At 43.2% G+C, this 2333-nt stretch carries 3 protein-coding genes and 1 pseudogene; 3 read left to right on the forward strand and 1 reads right to left on the reverse strand.

From position 1 onward, the window contains the following. Positions 1-135 precede the first annotated feature (135 nt). On the reverse strand, positions 136-1116 hold the full coding sequence (locus RH88_RS11600; protein ID WP_005596096.1) for an IS5 family transposase: 981 nt from the start codon (positions 1114-1116) through the stop codon (positions 136-138). 39 nt (positions 1117-1155) lie between these two features. On the opposite strand from RH88_RS11600, the gene RH88_RS24105 reads away from it, so the two are divergent. The 3 genes and pseudogenes from RH88_RS24105 to RH88_RS24115 all read left to right on the forward strand — a co-directional run. After that, positions 1156-1521 (forward strand): helix-turn-helix domain-containing protein, encoded by a 366-nt coding sequence (locus RH88_RS24105; protein ID WP_241212185.1) that lies wholly within the window; start codon positions 1156-1158, stop codon positions 1519-1521. Positions 1522-1545: 24 nt separating this feature from the next. Next, entirely contained in the window at positions 1546-1650 is a 105-nt protein-coding gene (locus RH88_RS24110) for a transposase (RefSeq protein WP_241212186.1), read from the forward strand. Continuing rightward, positions 1647-1841 (forward strand): annotated as a pseudogene (locus RH88_RS24115) (transposase); the annotation flags it as partial. The gene RH88_RS24110 and the pseudogene RH88_RS24115, both read left to right, overlap by 4 nt. Positions 1842-2333 lie beyond the last annotated feature (492 nt).

A 2333-nucleotide genomic window follows, 5' to 3' on the forward strand; every position in this document is an offset into this window, starting at 1 on the left:
GGAAGGTGCGAATAAGTCCTGCTATTTAGGTCTGGATCAAGCCTTTACTTTACATGTTCACTTTTTAAACGATGAATTTCTAATTTAGGCCAATTATTGGCCGTTTTAGGCCTTTTTTCGGGCTATTCCCGGATTTCAGATAGATCTTTCCTGTCGTCGTAACATCTGATCTACTTTAAACACATTTGCCAAAGTAAATAGCATGGCTAACTGTGAGTCATTTTTCATCAGTCCTTTGTAACGTGCCTTGGTGAAGCCAAACTGGCTTTTGATAACGCGAAACGGGTGCTCGACCTTTGCTCGAATGCTTGCTTTTAAGTATTCGATGTTAATCATTGTCTTATTCTTGCGAGGGTGCTTTTTCATCACTCGGATTTTACCGGGACGCTTTGCAATCAGCCACTCCACATCTGTGTCTTTCAGTTCTTCACGATTCTGTGCGCCTTGATAACCAGCATCGCCGGAAACGAATTCCTCTTCACCGTGCAGCAAATTATGCAATTGGTTCAGGTCATGTTCATTAGCGGCAGTGGTTACGAGCGTATGGGTGATACCGCTCTTGGCATCCACGCCAATATGGGCTTTCATGCCGAAGTACCATTCATTGCCTTTCTTGGTCTGATGCATCTCTGGGTCACGCTCATTATTTTTATTCTTAGTGGAGCTCGGTGCTCTGATTATGGTGGCATCGACCAACGTTCCCTGCGTCATCATGACGCCACAGTCTGATAGCCATTGGTTGACGGTTTCAAATAATTTACGTGTGAGTTTGTACTTTTCCAACAAATGCCTAAAGTTCATGATAGTGGTGCGGTCTGGGATCGCTTTATCCAGTGATAATCGTGCAAATTGACGCATTGAAGCAATTTCGTATAAGGCATCTTCGGTTGCTTCGTCACCAAGACAGTACCATTGCTGCATGCAATGAATGCGGAACATAGTCTCAAGTGGATACGGGCGGCGGCCGTTGCCGGCTTTGGGGTAAAAGGGTTCAATCACTTCGAAAAGTTGAGACCACGGCAGCAGGTTGTCCATCCGAGATAAAAAAATCTCTTTACGAGTCTGGCGGCGCTTACTCGAAAACTCACTATCGGCAAAGGATAATTGTTGGCTCATGGGCGTTGTGTGTTGTGTGTTGTGATGGATTGTGCCGCAATGATCTCATATCTGGGACTTATTCGCACCTTCCCTAACTCTCAGGCTAAATGCCTTTGTGGTCGTGAGGCCGAAGCTATCCATGAGTATCAATGGCGTAATGTAAAAGAAGCCATGCTACTCGGTGTTCCTGTTGAACTTTCCGTTCAAACACGCAGGATTAAGTGTCGCGACTGCGGCATAAAAACAGAGTCTCTATCTTGGTTAGAGCCTTATGCTCGTATAACAAAGCGCCTAAAAAGCTATATAGAACAACTATTACCTCTTCTCCCCATTAAGCATATTTCCCAGTTAACGAGCGTTCATTGGCACACCATTAAAGAGATAGATAAACGCCAACTTAAACAAGTTGTACCGTCAGTATAATGGGAAGACTTAAGGCAACTCGTCATGGACGAGTTCGCCATTTTTAAAGGACATCGATATGCCACGGTCATCGCTGACGCTAAAACTCACCAAGTCATTTGGATAGGATTAGGTCGTAGTGGAAATTAAAAGAGTTCGCACGAAAACTCGGTCCTTATCTTCACGGGATTATCGCATCGGCTAGTTATTCGTTAAATACCGGCACACTTGAAGGGATAAACAACAAGATAAAGCTAATCAAGCGAATGGGATATGGTTATCGAGATACAGACTACTTCTTCTTGAAGATAACAGCAGCTTTCCCTGGAAAGCCGCGATGAACATTTTTTTGTACCAACCCATCAGTTTGAATACGGCGCGTTGTGAGACAATCACATAATAGAGTAAATTGTGCTCACTATGTTGCGGTTATCTCCTATCCAACTTCAATAACCCGCATAGTGATAATAACAACGACATAACTGCCTTGTCAGCTTACGCGCAATACCTTCTCTCTATAACGGTATTGCGCGGATTTTCATTCCTTCTTCCCTCCCGGTCAGATAAAAAATCAGTTAATGCCATAAATTCAATGCTACGTACTCTTGTTGGTCAGATTATTGTGTTCCGGCTTTAAGATTGTATTGCAGTCTCGCAGAGATAAGCGATATTTGTGTTGACTAAAACTAAGTGATAGGAGGTATGCGAGTGAATGATAAGATTGATCTGGTCTATAGGAAGTGGCGTCATTATTTTCTTATGGGACGTCTTATAAAAAAGTTAAGCGGAACATGAAGAACCACTTAACTTACATCGCCATCGCTAGTCTATAT

It is taken from the genome of Vibrio scophthalmi LMG 19158 (genome assembly GCF_000222585.1).
Classification (GTDB): Bacteria; Pseudomonadota; Gammaproteobacteria; order Enterobacterales; family Vibrionaceae; genus Vibrio; species Vibrio scophthalmi.